The 19,801-nt window shown below is 65.9% G+C and carries 18 protein-coding genes; 8 read left to right on the top strand and 10 right to left on the bottom strand.

From position 1 onward, the window contains the following. Positions 1 to 796 (top strand): hypothetical protein (locus H3O04_RS22985; protein WP_202588504.1); only part of this gene is annotated, 796 nt, incomplete at its 5' end. Between the two features lie 46 nt (positions 797 to 842). Further along, entirely contained in the window at positions 843 to 1,094 is a 252-nt protein-coding gene (locus H3O04_RS22980) for a PAAR domain-containing protein (protein WP_023476486.1), read from the top strand. A 2-nt stretch (positions 1,095 to 1,096) separates the two neighbouring features. Here H3O04_RS22980 and tssF read toward each other — a convergent pair whose 3' ends face one another. The 4 genes from tssF to H3O04_RS22960 form a co-directional block, all read right to left on the bottom strand. Further along, positions 1,097 to 2,938, bottom strand: coding sequence for a type VI secretion system baseplate subunit TssF (gene tssF / locus H3O04_RS22975; RefSeq protein ID WP_023476487.1), 1,842 nt, complete (start codon positions 2,936 to 2,938; stop codon positions 1,097 to 1,099). A 441-nt stretch (positions 2,939 to 3,379) separates the two neighbouring features. Beyond that, positions 3,380 to 3,922: a cysteine hydrolase family protein gene (locus H3O04_RS22970; protein ID WP_023476488.1), complete on the bottom strand. Its 543-nt coding sequence runs from the start codon at positions 3,920 to 3,922 to the stop codon at positions 3,380 to 3,382. Between the two features lie 239 nt (positions 3,923 to 4,161). Next, complete coding sequence (locus tag H3O04_RS22965) at positions 4,162 to 5,487, bottom strand: MFS transporter (RefSeq protein WP_202588503.1); 1,326 nt, start codon at positions 5,485 to 5,487, stop codon at positions 4,162 to 4,164. A gap of 43 nt (positions 5,488 to 5,530) precedes the next feature. Beyond that, the gene (locus tag H3O04_RS22960) at positions 5,531 to 6,715 is read right to left on the bottom strand and encodes a M20 aminoacylase family protein (protein WP_124592095.1); all 1,185 of its coding nucleotides are present in this window, start codon (positions 6,713 to 6,715) and stop codon (positions 5,531 to 5,533) included. A gap of 181 nt (positions 6,716 to 6,896) precedes the next feature. On the opposite strand from H3O04_RS22960, the gene H3O04_RS22955 reads away from it, so the two are divergent. After that, on the top strand, positions 6,897 to 7,799 hold the full coding sequence (locus tag H3O04_RS22955; RefSeq protein WP_006478887.1) for a LysR substrate-binding domain-containing protein: 903 nt from the start codon (positions 6,897 to 6,899) through the stop codon (positions 7,797 to 7,799). Between the two features lie 173 nt (positions 7,800 to 7,972). Continuing rightward, entirely contained in the window at positions 7,973 to 8,293 is a 321-nt protein-coding gene (gene ppnP, locus H3O04_RS22950) for a pyrimidine/purine nucleoside phosphorylase (protein WP_124592096.1), read from the top strand. A 104-nt stretch (positions 8,294 to 8,397) separates the two neighbouring features. Here the strand turns inward: ppnP and H3O04_RS22945 are convergent, their stop codons facing one another. From H3O04_RS22945 to H3O04_RS22930, 4 genes are all read right to left on the bottom strand, one after another. Further along, complete coding sequence (locus tag H3O04_RS22945) at positions 8,398 to 8,730, bottom strand: hypothetical protein (protein ID WP_006482964.1); 333 nt, start codon at positions 8,728 to 8,730, stop codon at positions 8,398 to 8,400. A 478-nt stretch (positions 8,731 to 9,208) separates the two neighbouring features. Continuing rightward, the gene (locus tag H3O04_RS22940; RefSeq protein ID WP_202588502.1) at positions 9,209 to 10,996 is read right to left on the bottom strand and encodes a chloride channel protein; all 1,788 of its coding nucleotides are present in this window, start codon (positions 10,994 to 10,996) and stop codon (positions 9,209 to 9,211) included. Positions 10,997 to 11,028: 32 nt separating this feature from the next. Next, positions 11,029 to 11,442, bottom strand: a complete 414-nt coding sequence (locus tag H3O04_RS22935; protein ID WP_012339858.1) for a MarR family winged helix-turn-helix transcriptional regulator — start codon at positions 11,440 to 11,442, stop codon at positions 11,029 to 11,031. Between the two features lie 119 nt (positions 11,443 to 11,561). Further along, positions 11,562 to 12,737 (bottom strand): HPP family protein, encoded by a 1,176-nt coding sequence (locus H3O04_RS22930; protein WP_202588501.1) that lies wholly within the window; start codon positions 12,735 to 12,737, stop codon positions 11,562 to 11,564. A 362-nt stretch (positions 12,738 to 13,099) separates the two neighbouring features. Here H3O04_RS22930 and H3O04_RS22925 point away from each other — a divergent pair, with 362 nt between their 5' ends. Continuing rightward, positions 13,100 to 14,068 (top strand): LysR family transcriptional regulator, encoded by a 969-nt coding sequence (locus H3O04_RS22925; protein WP_006478896.1) that lies wholly within the window; start codon positions 13,100 to 13,102, stop codon positions 14,066 to 14,068. Between the two features lie 25 nt (positions 14,069 to 14,093). On the opposite strand, the gene H3O04_RS22920 is transcribed toward H3O04_RS22925, so the two are convergent. Further along, positions 14,094 to 15,458 carry an MFS transporter gene (locus H3O04_RS22920; RefSeq protein ID WP_202588500.1) on the bottom strand — a complete coding sequence of 455 codons (1,365 nt, stop codon included), beginning with the start codon at positions 15,456 to 15,458 and terminating at the stop codon, positions 14,094 to 14,096. A 64-nt stretch (positions 15,459 to 15,522) separates the two neighbouring features. After that, positions 15,523 to 16,461 carry a 2-hydroxyacid dehydrogenase gene (locus H3O04_RS22915; RefSeq protein WP_023476494.1) on the bottom strand — a complete coding sequence of 313 codons (939 nt, stop codon included), beginning with the start codon at positions 16,459 to 16,461 and terminating at the stop codon, positions 15,523 to 15,525. A 113-nt stretch (positions 16,462 to 16,574) separates the two neighbouring features. On the opposite strand from H3O04_RS22915, the gene H3O04_RS22910 reads away from it, so the two are divergent. The 3 genes from H3O04_RS22910 to H3O04_RS22900 all read left to right on the top strand — a co-directional run. Beyond that, positions 16,575 to 17,483, top strand: a complete 909-nt coding sequence (locus H3O04_RS22910; protein ID WP_006478899.1) for a LysR substrate-binding domain-containing protein — start codon at positions 16,575 to 16,577, stop codon at positions 17,481 to 17,483. A gap of 281 nt (positions 17,484 to 17,764) precedes the next feature. Beyond that, positions 17,765 to 18,796: a TRAP transporter substrate-binding protein gene (locus H3O04_RS22905; protein ID WP_012339864.1), complete on the top strand. Its 1,032-nt coding sequence runs from the start codon at positions 17,765 to 17,767 to the stop codon at positions 18,794 to 18,796. Between the two features lie 3 nt (positions 18,797 to 18,799). Further along, on the top strand, positions 18,800 to 19,801 hold a 1,002-nt coding region (locus tag H3O04_RS22900), incomplete at its 3' end, for a TRAP transporter large permease subunit (RefSeq protein WP_202588499.1).

The raw sequence follows: 19,801 nt of genomic DNA, 5'->3' as shown, positions 1-19,801 counted from the left end.
GGGGGTTGGTGTGAGAATTTTTAAAAGAGATTTATCGTTTAAATTTGGGTTGACTTTTATGATTGCAGTGGGCGTCGTGTCAGTTGCTTCTACTGAAATTTATGCAAATGAGCTCTCAATAGATAAGGCGGGAAAAATCCGTGATTGTAGCGGTTCTTCAGTTTGCAAAGACATAGAGCCGACCGACGATCTTAAGAAGGCCATTGACGACGGTTACGAGAATTTGGCTGTTGTTGATATTTATAAGGATGGAAATAGGGAAATTGCTGCCACGAGTGGTGGGGGCGATAGCTGCTCGAAATTTTTTTCATATGACCATGCGTCGCGCAGATTTTCTGCCTTGAAATTCTCGGATCGAGATATATGTAATTTTAGAATCGACGGAGATAGTTTGATTAGTTCGTATCGGCTTGATGCGAAACAATATGAAGATATTTATAAGATAAAAAATGGAAAATATCAAATTGCAATAAGTGATGCGTGTGTTGGGTGCGATGAGATTTCTCGTTCTGTGTACGTGGACGGGAGGGTTTCCGAAAAATTAATCGTTACCAATCAACGGAATTATGCGCAACGTGCGCCGGTAACTACGGCGGTAGCCGTGAATAAGGCAAGGTTGTACGACGATCATTCCGATTCTTCGGCGACGAAAATGTATTTGCTGAAAGGAGATAAAGTTCAGCTTGTTGAGTTTAATAGCGAAAACGGTCTTTGGTATCTTGTCAAATATCTTTCGCGGCGGCGTGGTGTCATACTTAAGTGGGTCAAGTGCGAGGATTTGACTATATGCAAATGACTTGGGAAATTTAATTGGATGGGTGATGTGGGCGGGGAGAATTCACGTGATTAATGTGATTAGAATTGGCGACGCCACTGATCACGGCGGCAACGTCGAAACGGGCTCGTCGTCGATGAAATTCGATGGCCGCTACGTCGCACGCAAAGGCGACCGCGTATCGTGTCCGCAGCATCCCGACGTGTCGCCGAACATCATCGAGGAAGGCGACGAATCGATGAAGGACAACGGCATTCCGATTGCGCGGCACGGCCATCGTGCTACATGCGGTTGTCACCTAATTTCGAGCCTCGTGTAACGCTACAACAGCGGCGCGATGCCCGGCCGCATCGGGCACCGCACGATCAGGGAACCGTCGTTCTTCGACAGCACGACGAGTTGCGTAAAGCTGTTGGCGGGCGCGTAGCGCGACAGGTAGAGGTCGAGCTGAAGGATCAGTGCGCCCATGCTGTTTTCAATGAACGCGTTCTCGTCCGCTGCCATCACGATTTCGAAGCCTCTCACAAGGGCTGAATGAGGCTTGATCGCCAGCAATCGTTCGACAACGCTCCGCTTGACGAACGAAATCGCACCGACGTGTTCGGCGCGTCGGTCTTTCGGCGCAAGCTGGCGCATGAGCTTCACGAAGTCCGGCCACCCCTCACGCGTCAACTGCGTCAGGTTGGCCGTCGTCAGCGCAATCACGCGCCACTGCGCTTCCGCCTCACGGGACGCGCTATAGGTCGGTGTCGGCTGTTTCAACAGCGTAATCCTGCAAGGCACTTGATCGTTTTCGTTTTTGAGGTCGCCATTGGGCGAGCCGATCCGCATCCGCGAGGGCCAGTCGCGGTTTGTGCACGTGAGGTCAGCGCTCAATTGCAGCGGCATCTTCGCCGCCGCCGTCCCGTCCGCACGTAACAGTACGAGCAACGTTTCACATCCGGGACGATGGGTTGCCGCGTAGGGATCGTGACGCGCGAGCCAGAACCGTTCGCCGGTTCCCGCTTTCCACGCGTTCAGCGGCGGAATGTCGGTCCCGTCTGACGGGTCGCGAACCGCATCAATCGAATAGATGCCACGCATGGCCGGCCGGTTCGGCTTCGGTACAAGGGGGTAGTCCGCGACGATTTCGCCGCGCGACGACTTGACGCCCGCTTGCGCAAACAGGTTCACGATTGGCGTGCAGAACAACCGGAGGTTGTCCGCCGATAGCGGCGCGAGCGCCTGCGCGATGCGCGAATCGGCGTGCACGCCGTCAATTGCGAGATGGAGGGTGATGCGCCGCGCACGGTCCATTTGGGCGGGCTGAAGACATCGGTGTAAATGAACGTCAAGGAAATCGAACTTGTCTGGAAATCCGACGTGTTCGAGCAGCGGTTGAATGAGCGGTGAGGTTTGAGGCGGCGGCAGCAGCATGTCGGCCGGGCCGAACCCGACTGGTTTGACTGGTATCCCCGCAATTGGCATCCACCGTCCGCTGTCGTCCGCTTCAATAAATGTGCTCCGGACACGCAGCAGGACCGTATCCAGCAGCGCCACGACGCTTTGGCGCGCGCCGGTAAGGTGGATGCGCAGCACGTCGGGCGAAACCGCCCCGAGCGGGGCGGCGGCCGACTCGATGGCGATAGAAATGATGCTGGTTGTGTTCGGCGGCAAGGCCACGTGTGCCGGTGCGACGATGCTGCGGGAGAATCGAGCACTTGCGATGCGGATCGGCGCAAGCGTGACGTCATAGGCGGTTCGAAAGCGCACTTCGCCGCCGCGCGACGTGAGTTCCATCCCACGCGGCAAGACGACCGGTTTGTCGGGCAAATCCTTGGTCGGATCGAGACGAGCTATCGAGCATGCCGGGAACGGTCGCAGATAGTGCGGGTGCAGGACGTGAAGCAGCGCTTCGGTGAACATCGGTGCGCCATCGTCCAGGCTGGCCCGGATTTCGGCCGCGATCAGCGCGAACGCCTGCATCATTCGCTGGACGTGTGGGTCGTCCGTCTGTCCGCCTGTAAAGTTCAGGCGGGCGGCTATTCGTGGATACTTGTTGGAGAAAGTTGCGAACTGATCCTCCAGCTTCGTCAGTTCCTGTTCATAGTAGCCGCGCAACTTGTCGTGCATATCCAACGTCGTCAGGCCTCTGCAGGTCACGACGTGCGTCGTATTGTCCAACGGTCATCGTAGTCGAATCTTCATTCTGCGAGTTCCCGCTGCCCAATAGTCCGACGCCAAAATATGAGTCTGATGCGATTACGGCAACTGCACGACGGTGGGAAAAAGCCGCTTACGTTCACATGCAATTGATAGTCAGTAACCGATATCGATGGATTTTTGCGTCAGCCGAGGTTTCCTTAATCTCTGTGTGAATATGTTTCGCAGTGTGAACTTCGAGGGACGGCTCGTCGAGGTAAAGTCGGGACGGTAGCCGCTGCCGCGGAAAGACCCCGTCCGGAACCGGCGGGGCCGGTGAGGCATCTTGCTGAAAGGCGTCGAGGATCTAGGCGGCGACGATGCGTCGCACGACTCGTCGGGACACGCGATGATATGCGTGTTCGGCGCTGAACCTATTGCAGCGCGCGCTCCCGCACACCGCAGTCCGATCGGCGCCCTGCATCAAAACACGCACGCCTCGGTCGTCGTCAGCGTCGCAAACGGCCCGCCCAGCGTCGCATTATGATGCGCGACGATCCGCTCGGCCGGCAGCGCGAGCGTCTCCATGCAGGTATGCGCATCGGCCACGAGCACCGCGCGAAAGCCGAGATCGCCGGCCGCACGGCACGTCGTATCGACGCAGTACTGCGTCTTCATCCCCGCAATCACGATCTCGCCGATACCGGCTGCATGCAACCACTCGGCGAGTCGCGTGCCCGCGAAGCAGTTCGGCCGCGTCTTGTCGAACACGATGTCGCGAGCGGTATCGATCGCAAGCTCCGGCAGCAGCGCGGCCAGCGGCGCGTCGGGCGCGATCGGCGAGCCGGCCGGGCCGGTGTGACGCACGGCGAACACGGGCGCACCGCTCTCATGCGCGCGGCAAATCAGCCGATTGATGTTGGCCAGCACACGTTCGCCGTCATGCGGACGATCATCGCCATGAAACAACCCGATCTGCATGTCGATCACGAGCAGCGCTCGTTTCGGGGAAGGGGCTTCGGACATTGCGTTTCTCCTGAGTGGCCGATGCAGACGGAGAAACGACGAGACCCCGTCCGGAACCGGCGGGGCCTGTGGGAATCGGTGACGCTACGATCCTGCGCGCACTCGCCGCACGGGCCCGCCGAAGGCGGTCGTGCGCGTGGTCGTCGAAAGGGTGATCGTGGCGTTGTGCATGGATCGATGATGCCCGATGCGTGCGCGTGACATCAATCACGCTTCACGTGTCGCGCATCGCCCGCCGCTCAATCCAGCAGCTTCCCGGCCTTCTCGTCCATGCACCGAATCGCAAGCAGCGTCATCGCACCACACCCGATCGCATACCATGCCGGCGCATTCGGATTCCCGGTTGCCGCGATCAACCACGTGACGAAGAACTGCGCGAAGCCGCCGAAGATCGCGACGCCGACGCTATACACGAGCGCACCGCCGGTCGCACGCACGGCCCGCGGAAACAACTCGCCAAGCATCGCGCCGGTCGCACCGATGTTGATCGCATGCACGATCGACAGCGCGGCGACGATCGACAGCAGCGACGCGGCGCCCGGCCAGCGGTTCAGCGCGATGAACGCCGGATAGATCGCGGCCATCAGCACGATGCGCGTCCACCAGACGATCCGGTTGCGCCCGAACACGTCGGACAGGTGGCCGCCGATCGGCGTCACGAGCATCAGGATCGCCCCGGCGACGCAGCCCGCCGTCATCGACAGCCAGGTCGGCAGGTGCAGCACCTGCACGCCGTAGATCGCCATGTAGAACACGATGATGTAATGGATCGACGTGCCGCCGATCGTCACGCCGAGGCCCGCGAACACGGCCTTGCCGTGATGGCGCAGTACGTCGGCGAGCGGCAGCGATGCGACCGGCTCGTCGTGCCCGGTGGCGGGCGAGGGCACCGCCGCAGGCACTTCCTCGACGGTGCGGCGCAGCCAGTAGCCGAGCGGCACGAACAGCGTGCCGATGATGAACGGCACGCGCCAGCCCCAGCTTTCGAGTTGCGCGGCACTCAGCGTCGACGTCAACGCCACGCCGGTGAGCGCGCCCGCGAGCGCGGCGAGCCCCTGGCTCGAGAACTGGAACGACGCATAGAAGCCGCGCCGATGCTGCGGCGCCTGTTCGAGCAGCAGCGTCGTCGATGCGCCGACTTCGCCGCCCGACGCGAACCCCTGCAGCAGCCGTGCGAGCACGAGCAGCAGCGGCGCGGCGATGCCGATCTGCGCGAAGGTCGGCGCGACCGCGATCGTCGCGGTGCCGAGCGCCATCAGCAGCAGCGTGAGGATCATCGCCTTCTTGCGGCCGGCGCGGTCCGCATACATCCCGATCACGAGCCCGCCGAGCGGACGCGTGACGAAGCCGACCCCAAAGCTCGCGACCGCGAGCATCAACTGCCCGAACGACGAATGCACGGGAAAGAACAGCTTGCCGATCAGGAGCGCGAAGAAGCTGTAGACCGTGAAGTCGTAGAACTCGAGCGCGTTGCCGACGGCGGCGGCCGCGATCAGCCGGCGCTTCTTCGCGGCGGCGCGGGCATCGACCGGCGTGCCGGCAAACGGAAGGGCGGACGTTTCCATGGGGTTCCCCCGGGTTGGACGCGAACTGCGTGGTGAAGGGCCGTCAGGCCGCGAGCCAGGCTTCGGCGACGCGAACCCAGTAGCTCGCGCCGATCGCGAGGATGTCGTCGTTGAAGTCGTAGCCGGGGTTGTGCACCATGCAGCCGCCCTTGCTGCCGATCCCGTTGCCGATGAACGCGTAGCAGCCGGGGCGCGCTTCGAGCATGAACGCGAAATCCTCGCTGCCCATCAACGGCGCGGCGTCGGTTTCGACGCGTTCCGCGCCGAGCATCTGCCGCGCGATGTCGGCCGCAAACGCGGTCGGTTCCGCGTGATTGACGAGCACCGGGTAGCCGTAGTCGTAGTCGACTTCCGCGGTGACGCCGAAACTTTCCGCCTGGCCTTTCGCGAGCGCTTCGATGCGGCGCGCGAGCAGCGCGCGCACGTCGGCGTTCAGCGCGCGCACCGACAGTTTCATCACGACGGTTTCGGGAATGATGTTGAAGGTTTCGCCGGCCTGTACGCTGCCGACCGTGATCACCGCCGCATGCTGCGCGTCGACCTCGCGCGCGACGATCGTCTGCAGCGCGACCATGATGCTGCCCGCGGCGGACATCGGATCGCGCGCGAAATGCGGCATCGCGCCGTGACCGCCGACGCCGCGCAGCGTGATCGTCACGCGGTCGGCCGACGCCATCGCGGCGCCGGTGCGGAACGCCATGTCGCCGGCCGCGCGACCCGGCATGTTGTGAATCGCGAAGATCGCGTCGCACGGGAAACGGTCGAACAGGCCGTCGTCCATCATCGCCTTCGCGCCGCCGAAGTTTTCCTCGGCCGGCTGGAAGATCAGGTTCAGCGTGCCGGAGAACCGACGCGTCGCCGCGAGATGGCGCGCCGCGCACAGCAGCATCGCGGTGTGTCCGTCATGGCCGCATGCGTGCATCTTGTTCGCGTGGCGGCTCGCGTACGGCAGGCCCGTGGTTTCCGCGAGTGGCAGCGCGTCCATGTCGGCGCGCAGCCCGACCGTGCGCATGCCTTGCCCTTCGCGCAGCACGCCGACCACGCCCGTCTTGCCGATGTCGCGATGCACGTCGTAACCCCAACCGGTGAGCAACTCGGCGACGAGGTCGCTCGTGAGCGTCTCTTCGAATGCGAGTTCGGGATGGGCGTGGATGCGGCGGCGCACCTCGACGAGCTCGGGGGCGATCGCGGCGATGCCGGGGATGACGGGGTTCACGGCTTGCAGCATGGTGTCTCCTGTGGGGCGGGTGGAGCGTTTGACGCGCATATGACGACCAAGCATATAAATTTCTTTTGGGTACCAGAAGCTGCTAAATTGCTTTGGTGCACACCGTCGGTTGTCGCTCGGGAATACCCTGAGCCACTGCGTCGCGCCGCGCACAGGGTTTCCACGAATCACGCATTGCCCCATGAAATACCATCAGCTGAAAGCGTTCGTCACCGCCGCCGAGGAGGGCAGCATTCGCGCGGCCGCGCGGCGCCTGAACGTGTCGCCGGCCGCGCTGACGAAGGCGGTCAAGGAGCTGGAGATCGCGCTCGGCGTATCGCTCGTCGTGCGTACCGCGCGCGGTGTGCAGCTCACGGCGTTCGGCCAGCAACTGCAGGTGCGCGCGCGGCTGATCGTCGCCGAAATGCAGCGCGCCCGCGACGACATCGAGCAGGCGCAGGGCGCAATGACGGGTTCCGTCGCGGCGGCGATCACGCCCGCGGCGGCGGTGACGATCCTGCCTGACGCATTTCGCGCATTCCGGCGCCGCTATCCGGTCGCGCGCGTCAATCTGGCCGAAGGGTTTCCGGGCGTCGCGCTGCCGCGCCTGCACGACGGTTCGCTCGATTTCGCGGTGGCCGTCGTCGTGCCCGAACTGCTCGCCGCCGAGTTCGATCATGCGGAGCTCTACGCGAGCCGCTCGCTGATCGTCGCGCGCAAAGGGCATCCGCTCGCGTCGGCCACGTCGCTCGCCGATCTCGTCGAGGCCGACTGGTTGATGAATCCGTCGCCGGAAAGCTCCACGCAGGTGCTGTTCAACTCGTTCGTCGCGTACGGGCTGCCGGTGCCCGCGCGTGTCGTCGAATGCCCGAGCTTCGGTCTTGCGCACAGCCTGATGACCGGTTGCGACCTGATCGCATCGATGCCCGAGCAATTGCTGCAAGGCGAGTGGGCGCGCGATCAGCTCGCGGTGCTGCCGATTCGCGAGCGCTTGCCTGCCGTATCGGTGCAGGTCGTTACGCGCCGCGACAGCCCGCTGACGCCGGCCGCGGCGATGCTGCTCGATTGCCTGCGAGATTCCGCGCGACGCAAGGGGCTGCGATGAGCACATGCCCTGCGCGGATCGCGTAGTGATCCTGATGATTGCGTGCCGGGCAGGCACTGGCCGCGTGCCATTGCGGCGCGCGTCGCGCAAGCCGGTATCATAGCGGCCGGCCCGCCGCTCCGGCCGGCCTCCTACTCCATCGCCATCAAGCATCCAGCAATCAGAGGCATCACATGACCAGTGCAACCCAATTCGACAACGTATCGGTCGTCAAGCGCGCGAACGTCTATTTCGACGGCAAGTGCGTGTCGCATACCGTGCTCTTCCCGGACGGCACGCGCAAGACGCTCGGCGTGATCCTGCCGTGCGCGCTCAACTTCGGCACGGATGCGCCCGAATTGATGGAAGTGCAGGCCGGCAAGTGCCGCGTGAAGCTCGACGGCAACAGCGAATGGCAGACCTACGGCGCCGGCGAATCGTTCTCGGTGCCGGGCAAGAGCCGTTTCGACATCGAAGTGCTCGAAACGCTCGATTACGTCTGCAGCTACCTGTAAGACCCGCGCCCTGCGCGCGCGGTAAAGAAAAAGCCCCGCCGAAGCGGGGCTCGTCGCAAGCGGATGGCGCAAGGCCATCCGAAGCGCCTGTTCTCGTTACATCGTTACAGGCAGGCGTTGATGTCGCCGGCGGACGCTGCATCGCCGCGCACGCCGACCCAGGTCTTCGCACCGGGCTTCCACGACGGACGAACCATCGCGGCCGCGCCGTTCGGCGGCTGCTGGCCCGGCGCGTACACGTCGGTCGCGAGGCCGTTGGCCAGCACGTTCTGCGAGATCACCTGTTGTTGCGACTTGTCGGCCCAGGTCTTGGCGATGCACGCCGAGACATCGGGCGCGTCTTTCTGGCTTTGTCCCACGTTCTGCACGGCAGGTTCAGCGGCATGAGCAGAAATTGCCACGGTCAATGCGATGAGCGGTAAGTATTTCACGTTCACGTTATCTCCCTCGAGTCGTGATTGATTGAGTGGGATGCGCAGCAGTGCTGCGTGCAAGTGAGATCGCATCGGGCAGGCACGGTTCCGGTCATTCCGAAACAAGTTGTTAACGCGCTTGCCAAATGGCGGCTCGGATGCTGCGCATGTTGCTGCGGCGCGGCATGCGTACGGCTCGACGTCATGCGGCGCGCGGTCGGTGCGCTGCCCGGTCGTGGTGTGGTGAGTGAATGGTCGCGGCGGGCGGCATGTGCGTGCATGCCGCGCCGCGACTCTTTATTTGATGGCGAAGTGGAATGGCTGATGAATGGCCCCGTCGCATGAGCACCATGATGACAAACTTTCGTCTGGCGAATTGTTAACCAACTTTAAACGAAGGACAGCGGCGGGAGGCGATGCGGCACGCGACGGGCGCGCGGCATCGTGCAGCGAGGAGAGGTGGGGAAGCGATGCGCGGCGGGGCGCCGCGCACGCGGGCGTGTCAGCCGGCCTTGCGCGAACCGAAGTCGCGCAGGTTGACCGGGACGACCGGACGGAAGCGCTCGCGCTTGTGTTCGTCGTCGAAGTGCTGGAGCGCCGGCTTGATCAGGTCGCTGCGCGACACGATGCCCGTGATGCGCAGCGATTGCTCGTCGGCGACCACCGGCAGGCGTTCGAGGCCGAGCATCGCGAGGCGCGACGCGACGACACGGCAGGTTTCGTGCGCCAGCGCGACGGCCGGTGCGCGGTTGGCGAACGTGGCCGAGATCGGTGTGTCGGCGCGGGCCCGCGCGCGCTGGGCATCGAGCGTTGCACGGTCGACCAGGCCGAGCAGGCGGCCGTTCTGCACGACCGGGTACGCGCGGTGCGTCTGCGTCGCGCCGAAGTACTGCGTCTCGACGGTGTCGAGCGTCGCCGCGCCGTCGATCACGACGAGCCGATCGGCCGACGTCATCACTTCGCTGATGTCGTGCCGCTCGAGCGGATCGACGCCGTATTCGCGATAGATGTGATAGCCGCGGCGCGCGATCTTTTCCGTCATGATCGAGCGCTTCATCACGACGGTCGCGAAGCCGTGCGCGACGAGCGTCGCGGCGAGCAGCGGCAGCAGCGCATTGGCGTCGTGCGTGAGGCCGAACGCGAACACGATCGCGGTGAGCGGGGCGCCGAGCGTCGCGCCGAGCGTCGCGGCCATGCACACGAGCGGCCACAGCGCCGGATCGCCGCCCGGCAGCACCGGCGACAGCACGGTGCCGAGGCCGGCGCCGAGCATCAGCAACGGAGCGAGCACCCCGCCCGAGGTGCCGGAGCCGAGCGCGATCACCCACATCACGGCTTTCACGACCAGCAGTGCGAGCGCGATCTTCAGCGCGATGTGCTGGTGCAGCAGGTCGCCGATCACGTCGTAGCCGACCCCGAGCGCGCGCGGTTCGAGCCAGCCGCCGATGCCGATCACGATCGCGCCGAGCGCCGGCCACCACATCCAGTGCACGGGCAGTTTCGCGAAGGTGTCTTCTACGCGGTAGAGCGCCGCCGACAGGCCGCACGCGAGCATGCCGGACAGCAGGCCGGCGACGATGCACGACAGCAGCGCGACGGGCGTCGGCGCGGCGGTCGTCAGCGGAAACAGCGGATCGACGCCGAAGAACACCGCGCGTGCGAAGCCCGCCACCGCGCATGCCAGCGCGACCGGCAGGAAACTGCGCGGACGCCATTCGAACAGCAGCAGCTCGACCGCGAGCAGCACGGCGGCCACCGGCGTGCCGAACACGGCCGTCATGCCGGCGGCCGCGCCGGCGACGAGCAGCGTCTTGCGTTCGGCGGCGGTCACGTGCACGCATTGCGCGATCAGCGAACCGAGCGCGCCGCCCGTCATGATGATCGGGCCTTCGGCGCCGAACGGGCCGCCGCTGCCGATCACGACGCCGGACGACAGCGGCTTGAGGATCGCGACCTTCGGCGACATGCGGCTCTTGCCGAACAGGATCGCCTCGATCGCTTCCGGAATGCCGTGGCCGCGGATCTTCTCCGAGCCGAAACGCGCCATCAAGCCGACGATGAGCCCGCCGATCACCGGGACCGCGATCACCCATGCGCCCAGCGTGTTGGTCGCGGGCGAATGCTCGGCGAACGAGAACTGCCGGAAGAAGAACAGGTTCGTGAACAGGTGGATCAGGCTCAACAGCACGAACGCGGCAAGCGTGCTGAGCAGGCCGATCCCGGCGGCCAGCAACGCGATCCGGGGCAAGCGTGCGTTGGTCGAGAAATCGCGTTTGTGTGGGGCGTTCATCGGAGTGGGAGTGAGAGTGGCAAGGGCAAGGGTCAGGAATCGATCTGGGGAACCTGGAACGCGCCCTTGAGCGACTTCAGCTCGGCGCGATGCATGGCTGCGAGACGGGCGAGCAGCGTTTCGCCGGCCGGTTCGAGGTGGACTTCGACCTGACGGCGGTCGGCTTCGCTCGGCTTGCGCTTCACGAGCCCGAGCGCTTCGCAGCGCGTCACCAGCGCCACGACGCCGTGGTGCTGCGCCTGCAGGCGTTCCGCGAGCTCGCCGATGGTCGCCCATTCGCGATGCGGATAGCCCTTGATGTGCAGCAGCAGCAGGTATTGCAGCGGCGTCACGCCTTCGCTTTGCGCGGCGCGTTCGGAGAAGCGCTCGAAGCGGCGCATCTGGTAGCGGAACTCGGACAGTTGCTGAAAATCGCTTTTCGCCAGCGCGCGTCGGGTATCGGTCATCGAGGTCGGGCAGTCGGTTACGGTGGCGATTAATATATCACAACATGATATAAATGGACGCAATCTGGCGGAATGGATGTATTCCGCGTTGTGCGGGCAGGTACGAGGCGTGATGCGCGCTACGCGGCCTCGAGCATTTGGGTCTGCTGATAAAGGCCCGTGACGAGATCCGTCTGCGTGATGATGCCGACGAGCCGGCGCGACGCATCGACGACCGGAATATGGTGGTGGCCCGAATGCGTAAACAGCGGCACGAGCGCCGTGATCGGCAGCGTTTCCGGCACCGACGCGACGTCGCGCGTCATCACGGACGCGACGCTCGCGGGCCGGCCGCCGAACGATTGCGGCAACCGTGCGGACAGGCGCTGCCACAGCGGTGCCGGACGGCGCGGCGGACGCGTGAGGTCGGCGCGCGTGACGATGCCGATGAGGCGGCCTTCGCCGTCGACCACGGGCAGCGCCTTCATGCGATGGCGGTCGAGCAGCGTGAGCGCGGCCGCGACCGACGTCGACGGCGCGACCTCGATCGCATGCTTCGTCATCAGGTCGGCGCACTTCAACTGGCCGAACGTGCGCGTATAAGCCTGCATTTCGGTTTCGCGCAGCAGCGTTTCGAGATCGTCCGGATCGACGTCGAGCCATTCGCTGCGACGCTTCAGCACTGCATCGAGGTCGCCGCGCGTGAAGCCGCCGCGCGCCGGTGCGGCGCCGCCGGCCTGCGGTTTCGCTTCGGGCCGCATGCCGCTGTGCGGGTAGCGGTGCCCGGTCAGCGCGTGATAGACGAGCGCGGCCGACAGCAGGATCGCCGATTGCAGCGCGATCGGCTGCAGGACGAAGCCGAAGCCGAGCGCATGAATCGCCGGGCCGCCGACCACGGCCGTGAGCGCGACGGCGCCCGATGGCGGATGCACGCAGCGCAGCGCGAACATGCCGCCGATCGCGCAGGCGATCGCGACCGCGGCGGCCGTGATCGGATCGGCGATCCATTGCGCGCACGCGACGCCGACCGTCGCCGCGACGAGATTGCCGCCGATGATCGACCAGGGCTGCGCGAGCGGGCTCGCCGGCACCGCGAACAGCAGCACGGCCGATGCCCCCATCGGCGCGACGAGCAGCGGCACGAGGCCCGGCACGCCGGGCAGCAGCCGCATCGTGACGCCGACCGTCGCGATGCCCACGAGCGCGCCGGCGCACGAGCGCAGGCGCTCGCGCCAGCCGAGGGTCATCGGATGGGGCATGAAGCTGTGCAGCCATTGCCGCAACGTGCGGCGCGACGGGGAGGAGCCTGACGACATGGACGGTAAGCGGTAAAAATCGACAACGCTGGGGTGCGGCGAGAAGCGTCGAATTATATCGTGTTGTGATATAAATTGCCGCGCCGCATCATGCCGTTGCACGCGCGCGACGCGCAAGCCTTGCAAATTCCTTTCATCTCGTGAGAGTTTGCGCGCGGGTAACCGCGCAAATTTGTCTGCAGCGGCGTACAATTCGGCGCACTGAATTCCCCCGTCATGCCAGAACCCCGTCCGCGATGCCCGCTCTCCTGCCTTCCCCCCGGCCCGGTGATCGATTCGACGTGGTTCTCGGCCGTGTTCCGTTGCGCCTCTGACGCGAGCGCCGCCGACGCCTCCCCACTGACTCTCCCCAAGCCAATTCAATGGACATGCTCGAAAACATGCGCCTGTTCGTGCGCGTTGTCGAAGCCGGCAGTTTTACCGCCGTCGCGAAGGAAATCGACGCGACCACCGCGCAGGTGTCGCGCGCGGTCTCGAACCTCGAAGCCCACGTACAGACGCGCCTGCTGCATCGCACGACCCGCCACCTCGGCCTGACCGAAAGCGGCGAGCGCTATTTCGAGCGCGCGAAATCGATCCTCGCGGAACTCGACTACGCGAACGCGGAGGCGCGCAACGCGCTGTTGCGGCCGAGCGGCAAGATGCGCATCCATGCGATGACGGGGCTCGGGCAGAGTCATGTCGTGTCGTCGATCGTGCGTTACCAGGAGGACAACCCCGACGTGTCGGTCGAGCTGACGCTGGCGCAGCGGATGCCGAACCTGGTCGAAGAGGGGTATGACGTGTCGATCGTGACCGCGTCGCAATTGCCCGATTCGGGCTATGTCGCGCAGACCTGCGGCACGAGCTGCAGCGTACTGGTCGCGTCGCGCGAGTATCTGGCCCGGCACGGTACGCCGCAGACGCCCGACGAACTGCCGAACCACGTCTGCCTGCGCCTCGACACGCCGGCATCGCCGGCCGGTGAATGGCGGCTCGAGCGCAGCGACGGCGAGGAAGCCGTCTACGAGCTGCAGCCGGCGCCGTTCCAGGTCAACGTGCCGGACGCGCTGTGCGTCGCGGTGCGGGCCGGCCGCGGGATCGCATGCGTGGCGCTGTATACGGTGCTCGACGATATCCGGGAAGGGCGCCTGATCCGCGTGCTGCCGGAGTACCGGCTGCAGACGGTGAGCGTCTATGCCGTCTACGCGACGCGTCGCTATCTCGACGCGAAGATCCGCACCTTCCTCGACCACCTGCGCACGACGCTCACGCCCGCGCTGGAGAACGATCTGCGCGAACTCGACCGGCTGACGACCGAGCACGCGCCGGGCGGCCGCCAGCGCGCGTGATGGCGCCTGCGTGCCGCCGCGACACTCATGCGGCCGGCGCGATGCGGATGCGCTCGAAGCGGCCCGCGAGCCACGCGTACGCCGCAATGCCGATCAGCCCGTGCGCGGCGACGAACCACAACGCGCCGGCGAACGAACCCGTACTCGCGACGAAGTAGCCGATCACGAGCGGCGTGACGATCCCGGCGATGTTGCCGAGGCCGTTGAACACGCCGCCGCTCAGCCCGACCATGCCTTCCGGCGCCGTGTCGGCGAGCACGGCCCAGCCGACCGCCGCAAGCCCCTTGCCGAAGAACGCGATCGTCATCAGCGCGATCACGACCGCGTTCGACGATGCGCCGTTCGCGAGCACGAGCAGCGTCGCCATCGCCATCCCCGCGACGAACGGCGTCTTGCGCGCCTTCGATGGATGCATGCCGCGCCGGATCAGCCAGTCCGACAGCACGCCGCCGAGCACGCCGCCCGTGAAGCCGCAGATCGCCGGCAGCGCGGCGACCCAGCCGGCTTCCATGATCGTCATCCCGCGCCCCTTGATCAGGTAGATCGGAAACCACGTGATGAAGAAGTAGGTGAGCGCCGTGATGCAGTACTGGCCGATGTAGATCGCCCACAGGTTCCGGTGGCGGAACAGTTGCGACACGTCGTGCCACGACACGCGCGGCCGCTCGCGCACGCGGTTCGCCTCCAGATCGACGAGTGCGCCGTGGGCGCGCAGGTAGTCGCGCTCCGCGTCGGTCATGCGCGGGTGGCCGTGCGGTTCGCGATACCACGCGAACCACAGCACGGCGAGCGCGATGCCGAGCAGCCCCATCCACAGGAAGACGTGCTCCCAGCCGAGTGCATGCGTGAGCCACGCCATCGCCGGCGTGAACAGCACGACGGCCATGTATTGCGCGGAATTGAACAGCGCCGACGCGGTGCCGCGTTCGGCGGTGGGGAACCAGCAGGCGACGATCCGCGAATTGGCCGGAAACGCCGGCGATTCGACGAGGCCGAGCATGAAGCGCATCACGAACAGCGCGAGCGTCGCGGCCGCGCCCTGCAACGCGAACCCGCCGACCGTGCCCTGCAGCATCGTGAATACCGACCACAGCAACAGGCTCAGGCCGTACACGCGTCGCGCGCCGAAGCGGTCGAGCAGCCAGCCGCCCGGAATCTGGCCGATCGCATAGGCCCACGCGAACGCCGAAAAGACGACGCCGAGCTGCACGGGCGTGAGCCCGAGGTCGTGCGCGACGCCGGTGCCGGCGATCGACATCGTCGCGCGGTCCGCATAGTTGACGACGGTGACCGCGAAAATCAGTGCGAGGACCGCATAACGGACGCGGCCGATCGTGCGCGACGCGGCGGGCGATGCGGCGAACGCAGCGCCGCTGGATCGATTGGACATGCATGTCTCCTGGCCTTCGTCGTGCGAAGGCATCGGTGTTGTAACGGGAAGGGACGTGCCGCGCTCAGCGCGTGACGCTGGTCGGCGGGCGCTGGCCTGCGAAGCACGCGGCGAGGTTGGCGAGCACGATGCGGCCCATTTCCTCCCGCGTTTCATGCGTAGCGCTCGCGCGGTGCGGCTGCACGACGACGCGGTCGAGTTCGAGCAGGGCGGCCGGCACGTGCGGTTCGTTTGCGAACACGTCGAGACCGGCGCCGGCGATCGTGCCGTCGGCCAGCGCGCGCACGAGCGCGGCTTCGTCGACCAGTTTGCCGCGCGCGACGTTGATCAGGAATCCTTGGGGGCCGAGTGCCGCGAGCACGTCTGCCGTCACCAGCACGTTGCCGTGATCGGCCGAGGCCGCGATCACGAGCACGTCGCTGTCGCGCGCGAGCGCGGCGAGGTCGGGCACGAAACGATAGCCGCTGTCGCGATGCTCGCGCGGGCCGAAGTAGCTGACGGGCATCCGGAACGCCTGCGCGCGCTGCGCGATCGCGCGTCCGACGCGCCCGAGCCCGACGATGCCGAGCCGCTTGCCCGTGACCTGCGTCGCGAGCGGCTGGGCCGCCTTGCCCCAGCGGCCGGCGCGCACGATCCGCTCGCCGGCGCCGAGGTCGCGCAGGGTCATCAGGATCAGCCCCAGCGCCATGTCGGCGACGTCGTCGGTCAGCACGTCGGGCGTCGTGGTCACGTGGATGCCGCGCGCCCGGGCGCGGTCGAGATCGACCGCATCGGTGCCGATGCCGTTGATCGCGATGATCTGGAGCGCGCCGAGCCGGTCCATCAGCGCGGCGGACAGGCCGTTCGCGCCGCCCGTCACGACGCCGCGAATGCGTGGCGCCACGCGATCGAGCAGCGCGTCCGGCTGCTCGGCCGCATACAGCCGATGCACGGTGTAGCGGGCGGACAGTTCGGCGTCGATCGTGGCGGGCAGCGGCTGGGTCAGCAGGATGTCGATGGTCATGAAGGTCTCGGTCGTCGTGCGCGGCGCGGGCCGCGCATCAGGTGGAACCGAGTATAGAAATCGCATCGATATCGGTCTAACATCAAAAGACTATCGATTGATTCAAGATTTGAATGATTGAACTGCACCAGCTTCGCTGCTTCGTCGCGGTCGCCGAAGAACTGCATTTCGGCCGCGCGGCCAGGCGGCTCTTCATGACCCAGCCGCCGCTCAGCCGGCAAATCCAGTTGCTCGAGCACGCGCTCGGCATCGCGCTGCTCGAGCGCAGCAGCCGGCAGGTGAGCCTGACCGCGGCCGGCGAACGCTTCCTGCGCGACGCGCGGCACATCCTCGAATTCTCCGCGCGCGCCGAGCAGGCCGCGCAGCGCGTCGCGCACGGCGGGGCCGGACGCATCACGCTCGGTTTCACGGCGGTCAGTGCGTACCGGATGATCCCGGTGCTGCTCGCGCACGCGGCGCATGCGTTGCCGGACGTCGACGTCGAATTGCGCGAGATGGTGTCGACCGTGCAGATCGACGCGCTCGCGTCGCGGATGCTCGACGCGGGTTTCGTGCGCCAGCGCGCCGCGCGCCAGCCGCTCGAATACCGGCTCGTGCAGCGCGAACCGATGCTCGTCGCGGTCGCGGAAGGCGCACCGCTCGCGGCCTACGAGCAGATCGGCCCCGACGAGCTCGACCGGCAGCCGTTCATCGCGTACTCGCCGAACGAGGGCAAGTATTTCCACGACATGATTTCGGGGATGTTCGCGGGCGCCGGGCGGCTGCCGAACTACCTGCACTACGTCGGCCAGACGCATACGATCCTCGGCCTCGTGCGCGCGGGGCTCGGCGCGGCGCTGGTGCCGGCCTCGGCGCGCGAGCTTCATGTGGACGGCGTGGTGTTCCGGCCGCTGGCGGGCGCCAACGTGGCGGCCGAGTTGTATCTCGCGTGGCGCGCGGACAACGACAATCCGGCGCTGCCGGTGTTCAACGCGATGGTCGAGCGGTTTCTGACCGAGAGCACGGACGATCCGGGTGTTTAGCGACGCGCTTGCCTGCACGAACGGGCTGCCGCGTACCGCGAAAAGTCGGTCGTCCGATGATCGAAAACACGACTCGAATTCTTTTCGACGCCTCGGGAATACGTAGAAAAACGGCGATTTTTCATACGAATTTCGCCTGAAACGAACCGCATACCCTTCAGACTTTCCATCGCGAACACGGGGAAACCCCCATTTTTCTCTCATCGGTCGTCGTATTACTGTATCGATACACTAAATCGATACAGTCGCGTCGCGAGACGCACTCGCACAGGAGACGACTCATGAATACCTACACCCGGCGGCGCTTTCTGCAGACGGTGTCCGCCGCCACGCTCGCGGCCGCGGGCGGCTTGCCGGAAAGCGTGCGCGCGCAGCAGCCGGTCGTCACGCTGCGCTGCTCGTCGTCGATGCCAGCCGACCAGAACGCCGCGCACTACGTGTGGTATGAGCGTCTCGCCGCGAACCTGAAGGCGAGCGTGGGCGACGCGATCCGGGTCGACTATTTTCCGAACAGCCAGCTCGGCAAGGAGAGCGATGTCGTGCAGCAGGTCAAGATCGGCGCGATCGACATGATGATCGCGGGCTCGTCGATCTGGGCCACGGTCGCGCCGGAGCTCGGGATGCTCGATCTCGGCTACCTGTTCGACAGCTACGCGCACGTCGCGAAGGCGCTCGACGGCCCGGTCGGCACGAGCCTGAACGCGCTGCTGCAAAAGCGCGCGGGATGCTCGGTGCTGACCTGGGGCTCGCATTTCGGCGGGCGCTGCGTGTTCACGAAGCAGCCGGTGACGGCGCTGTCCGGCCTGAAGGGGACGAAGCTGCGCGTGCTGCCGACGCCCGCGTTCATGGACACTTTCAAGGCGATGGGCGCGGTGCCGACGCCGATTCCGTTCGGCGAGCTGTACATGGCCGTGCAGACGGGCGTCGTCGACGGTCTCGAACACGATCCCGCCACGGTGCTCGCGAGCCGCTTCGACGAGATCGTGAAGTCGTGCTGGCAATCGCGCCACGTGTTCGCGGCGATGACCGTCGTGATGGGGCGGCGTGCGCTCGACCGGATTCCGGCCAATCTGCGGCCGGCCTTCGACCGCGCGGTGGCCGACGCGACCGTGCAGCAGCGCGCGATTGCCGCGCAGAAGGCCGCGCAGGCGGAGCAGGCGCTGAAGCAGCGCGGCATGGCGTTTTACCCGCTGGCCGATGGCGAGCGCGCGGCGCTGCGGCAGACGATGCAAGACCGCCTGTATGCGGCGTTCGCGAAGCAGTATCCGGCTACCGCGCCGCTGTTTCCGGCGATTGCCGCCGCGCGGGGGTGAGCGATGGACATGCACTCCGTGTCGGGCGCCGCGCCGGCTCCCGCTGCCGGCCAGCCGGCGCATCGCGTCGCCCGCGTGCTGGATGCGATGCTGCGCTGGCTCGAGTATCTGTCGGCCGCGGTGCTCGCCGTCGACGTGCTGGTCGTGTTCGTGTCGGTCGTGTTCCGCTATTTCCTGCACGACCCGGTCGACTGGGCCGAGGAAGTGGCGAGCGCGCTGATGATCGTGCTGGTGTTCTTCGGCGCGGCGACGGTGCTGGGGCGCAGCCAGCATGTCGGCATCGACGTGTTCCGCGGCCGGCTGCCGGCACGCTGGCAGGGCGCGCTGATCCAGGTCGGCCACTGGATCGTGGCGGCCGTCGCGCTGAACCTGCTGGTGTCGTCGTGCCAGTTGCTCACGGATTCGTACGACCAGCTGACGACGGGCGGCCTGCCGGGCTGGATCAACGGGTATCCGATGATGTTCGGCGCGCTGTTCATGACGGTATTCGCGCTCGCCAATGCGCTGAATGCGCCGCGCGGCCGGGTGATCGGCACGTTCGTGTGCTGCGCGGCGCTCGCGGGCGCCGTGTACGGCTGGAACGCGCTGTGGCCCGCGCATGCGGTCGCGCCCGGCACGCTGCTGGTCGCGGGCTTCGTCGGCGGGCTGGTGCTCGGCGTGCCGATCGGGTTCGTGCTGGCGTTTTCGGCGCTGCTGTATTTCCTCGCCGATCCGACGCTGCCGCTGCTCGTCTACTCGCAACAGGTGATGGCCGGGGCCGATCACTTCGTGCTGCTCGCGGTGCCGTTCTTCGTGCTGGCGGGGCTGCTGATGGAGACCAACGGGATGTCCGCGCGGCTCGTCGAGCTGCTGCTGCGGATCTTCGGGCGCGTGCGGGGCGGGCTCGGCCTGATCGTGATCTTCGCGACGGCGTGCTTTTCCGGCGTGTCGGGCTCGAAACTGGCCGATATCGCGGCGGTGGGCGGCGTCGTGATGCCGGCGGTGCGCCGCGCGCGGCAGGACCCG

Source organism: Burkholderia sp. KCJ3K979 (assembly GCF_016759955.1).
GTDB lineage: Bacteria > Pseudomonadota > Gammaproteobacteria > Burkholderiales > Burkholderiaceae > Burkholderia > Burkholderia orbicola.
This window is presented reverse-complemented; position numbering and strand designations above follow the sequence as displayed.

What these genes read in the sequence shown, in the direction of transcription:
- H3O04_RS22970 (WP_023476488.1), bottom strand. Translation starts at nt 3,922, where the DNA reads ATGTCCGAAGCCCCTTCCCCGAAACGAGCGCTGCTCGTGATCGACATG.
- H3O04_RS22965 (WP_202588503.1), bottom strand. Translation starts at nt 5,487, where the DNA reads ATGGAAACGTCCGCCCTTCCGTTTGCCGGCACGCCGGTCGATGCCCGC.
- H3O04_RS22960 (WP_124592095.1), bottom strand. Translation starts at nt 6,715, where the DNA reads ATGCTGCAAGCCGTGAACCCCGTCATCCCCGGCATCGCCGCGATCGCC.
- H3O04_RS22955 (WP_006478887.1), top strand. Translation starts at nt 6,897, where the DNA reads ATGAAATACCATCAGCTGAAAGCGTTCGTCACCGCCGCCGAGGAGGGC.
- ppnP (WP_124592096.1), top strand. Translation starts at nt 7,973, where the DNA reads ATGACCAGTGCAACCCAATTCGACAACGTATCGGTCGTCAAGCGCGCG.
- H3O04_RS22940 (WP_202588502.1), bottom strand. Translation starts at nt 10,996, where the DNA reads ATGAACGCCCCACACAAACGCGATTTCTCGACCAACGCACGCTTGCCC.
- H3O04_RS22935 (WP_012339858.1), bottom strand. Translation starts at nt 11,442, where the DNA reads ATGACCGATACCCGACGCGCGCTGGCGAAAAGCGATTTTCAGCAACTG.
- H3O04_RS22930 (WP_202588501.1), bottom strand. Translation starts at nt 12,737, where the DNA reads ATGTCGTCAGGCTCCTCCCCGTCGCGCCGCACGTTGCGGCAATGGCTG.
- H3O04_RS22925 (WP_006478896.1), top strand. Translation starts at nt 13,100, where the DNA reads ATGGACATGCTCGAAAACATGCGCCTGTTCGTGCGCGTTGTCGAAGCC.
- H3O04_RS22920 (WP_202588500.1), bottom strand. Translation starts at nt 15,458, where the DNA reads ATGTCCAATCGATCCAGCGGCGCTGCGTTCGCCGCATCGCCCGCCGCG.
- H3O04_RS22915 (WP_023476494.1), bottom strand. Translation starts at nt 16,461, where the DNA reads ATGACCATCGACATCCTGCTGACCCAGCCGCTGCCCGCCACGATCGAC.
- H3O04_RS22910 (WP_006478899.1), top strand. Translation starts at nt 16,575, where the DNA reads ATGATTGAACTGCACCAGCTTCGCTGCTTCGTCGCGGTCGCCGAAGAA.
- H3O04_RS22905 (WP_012339864.1), top strand. Translation starts at nt 17,765, where the DNA reads ATGAATACCTACACCCGGCGGCGCTTTCTGCAGACGGTGTCCGCCGCC.